This is a genomic window from Gleimia sp. 6138-11-ORH1, from assembly GCF_024814355.1.
Taxonomy (GTDB): Bacteria; Actinomycetota; Actinomycetes; order Actinomycetales; family Actinomycetaceae; genus Gleimia.
The window spans coordinates 1-2,765 of record NZ_JANUXV010000008.1 but is presented as its reverse complement, the minus strand read 5'-3'; the positions used below and the strand labels follow the sequence as shown (position 1 = coordinate 2,765).

Below are 2,765 nucleotides of genomic sequence, written 5' to 3'. Positions count from 1 at the left end.
GGCTCTGACGGCTTATAGGCACCCGGTTTCAGGTACTATTTCACTCCCCTCCCGGGGTACTTTTCACCATTCCCTCACGGTACTATGCACTATCGGTCACCTTGTAGTATTTAGGCTTACCCAGTGGTCTGGGCAGATTCACAGCAGATTCCACGAGCCCGCTGCTACTTGGGTGGCAATAAACCCATTTTGATTGAACACACCTACACGACTATCACGCACTACGGTCAGGCTTCCCAACCTGTTCACCACACTCAACCAAAACAAGCAGTCGCGCCGGCAGACACAACTACAACTGCTCCCACAACCCCACACGCACAACCCCCGCCGAGTATCACATACGCATGGTTTAGCCTCCTCCGCGTTCGCTCGCCACTACTAACGGAATATCTCTTCCTGCGGGTACTGAGATGTTTCACTTCCCCGCGTTCCCCCCAATCACCCTATACATTCAAGTGATGGTAACCAGAAACAAACCTGGCTAGGTTCCCCCATTCGGAAACCCCCGGATCAAAGCTCGCTCGCCAACTCCCCGAGGATATCGCAGGCCACTACGTCCTTCATCAGCTCAAGGTGCCAAGGCATCCACCGAATGCCCGTAAAAACTAAAAAACACAAAACAATAAATGAGCAACAAACAAAAAAATTTTTAAATCACAAAACACTAAATCACAGAATCAAAAACCATAAAACCAGCAAACCCAAACCCACCCAAAAGGAAACCAATCAGATGAACCCAGATAATACCAGCCCTACAGAAAAAAATAGAGATTTAAGATGCTCGCAACCACTATACAATTCACCAACAACCCCACCACAACCAAAATACAACCAGACCCAGCAAAAAGAACTGAACCAGCCGCAACATGGCCAAGCGAAACCAACAACCAAGCACCAACCCAACACGCTCCCACCAAAAACCCAGCAGAAACAAACAGGCTAGTACTCAAAACAGGTGTTAGCAGAAAACCTGATAGCATACCCAAAACATCATTGCCTTACACCCACAAAGAAACAACATTCCCCGCGTGCTTTGTATTCATCCTTCAAATATCACTCCCCCCACACCCTCTCCCAACCAGTAAAAACACCAGCCAAAAGAAGAGCATGCGCTGCGTCCCACCAAACAATGAAACAACAACCAAACAATAAAAAATATCAACAATCATTGAGGGAGGTTGTCTAAATAAAATAATCCTTAGAAAGGAGGTGATCCAGCCGCACCTTCCGGTACGGCTACCTTGTTACGACTTCGTCCCAATCGCCAATCCCACCTTCGACCACTCCTCCCACAAACGTGGTTAGGCCATGAGCTTCGGGTGTTACCAACTTTCGTGACGTGACGGGCGGTGTGTACAAGACCCGAGAACGTATTCACCGCAGCAATGCTGATCTGCGATTACTAGCGACTCCACCTTCACGTAGTCGAGTTGCAGACTACGATCCGAACTGAGAACGGCTTTGGGGATTAGCTCCACCTCACGGTATTGCAACCCACTGTACCGCCCATTGTAGCATGCGTGAAGCCCAAGACATAAGGGGCATGATGATTTGACGTCATCCCCACCTTCCTCCGAGTTAACCCCGGCAGTCTCTAGAGAGTCCCCAACACTACTTGCTGGCAACACTAGACAAGGGTTGCGCTCGTTGCGGGACTTAACCCAACATCTCACGACACGAGCTGACGACAACCATGCACCACCTGCACACCAACCACAAAGGGAAACCCTATCTCTAGAATCGTCTGGTGCATGTCAAGCCTTGGTAAGGTTCTTCGCGTTGCATCGAATTAATCCGCATGCTCCGCCGCTTGTGCGGGTCCCCGTCAATTCCTTTGAGTTTTAGCCTTGCGGCCGTACTCCCCAGGCGGGGCACTTAATGCGTTAGCTACGTCGCGGAAACCAACAAAAGCCCCCACAACTAGTGCCCAACGTTTACAGCGTGGACTACCAGGGTATCTAATCCTGTTCGCTCCCCACGCTTTCGCTCCTCAGTGTCAGTAACGGCCCAGAGACCCGCCTTCGCCACCGGTGTTCCTCCTGATATCTGCGCATTCCACCGCTACACCAGGAATTCCAGTCTCCCCTACCGCACTCAAGCCTGCCCGTACCCACCGCAAGCCCGGAGTTAAGCCCCGGGTTTTCACGACAGACGCGACAAACCACCTACAAGCCCTTTACGCCCAATAATTCCGGACAACGCTAGTACCCTACGTATTACCGCGGCTGCTGGCACGTAGTTAGCCGGTACTTCTTTACCAGTTAAAGTCAACAACAACAAAATGCGTCTTCCAACCTAGCGAAAGAGGTTTACAACCCGAAGGCCGTCATCCCTCACGCGGCGTCGCTGCATCAGGCTTGCGCCCATTGTGCAAAATCCCCCACTGCTGCCTCCCGTAGGAGTCTGGGCCGTATCTCAGTCCCAGTGTGGCCGTCCACCCTCTCAGGCCGGCTACCCGTCACCGCCTTGGTAGGCCATCACCCCACCAACAAGCTGATAGGCCGCGAGCCCATCCCCAACCAGAAAAAACCATTTCCCACACCCACCATGCGACAAGCGTAGAATATATTGCATTAGCCCCACTTTCATGGAGTTATTCAACTGTTGAGGGCAGGTTACTCACGTGTTACTCACCCGTTCGCCACTCTCACCAACAAAGCAAAAAGCCCCATCAGATCCCGTTCGACTTGCATGTGTTAAGCACGCCGCCAGCGTTCGTCCTGAGCCAGGATCAAACTCTCCAAACAAAAACATGTCCAGAAAAA

1 protein-coding gene and 2 rRNA genes are annotated in these 2,765 nt (G+C 51.5%); 1 reads left to right on the top strand and 2 read right to left on the bottom strand.

The window, feature by feature from the left end:
* Positions 1 to 612 (bottom strand): 23S ribosomal RNA (locus NXS08_RS07315); the annotation flags it as partial.
* Between the two features lie 118 nt (positions 613 to 730).
* Here NXS08_RS07315 and NXS08_RS07310 point away from each other — a divergent pair.
* Positions 731 to 943, top strand: coding sequence for a hypothetical protein (locus NXS08_RS07310; protein ID WP_259138997.1), 213 nt, complete (start codon positions 731 to 733; stop codon positions 941 to 943).
* 259 nt (positions 944 to 1,202) lie between these two features.
* On the opposite strand, the gene NXS08_RS07305 is transcribed toward NXS08_RS07310, so the two are convergent.
* Positions 1,203 to 2,747: ribosomal RNA gene (locus NXS08_RS07305) — 16S ribosomal RNA — on the bottom strand.
* Positions 2,748 to 2,765: the final 18 nt, after the last annotated feature.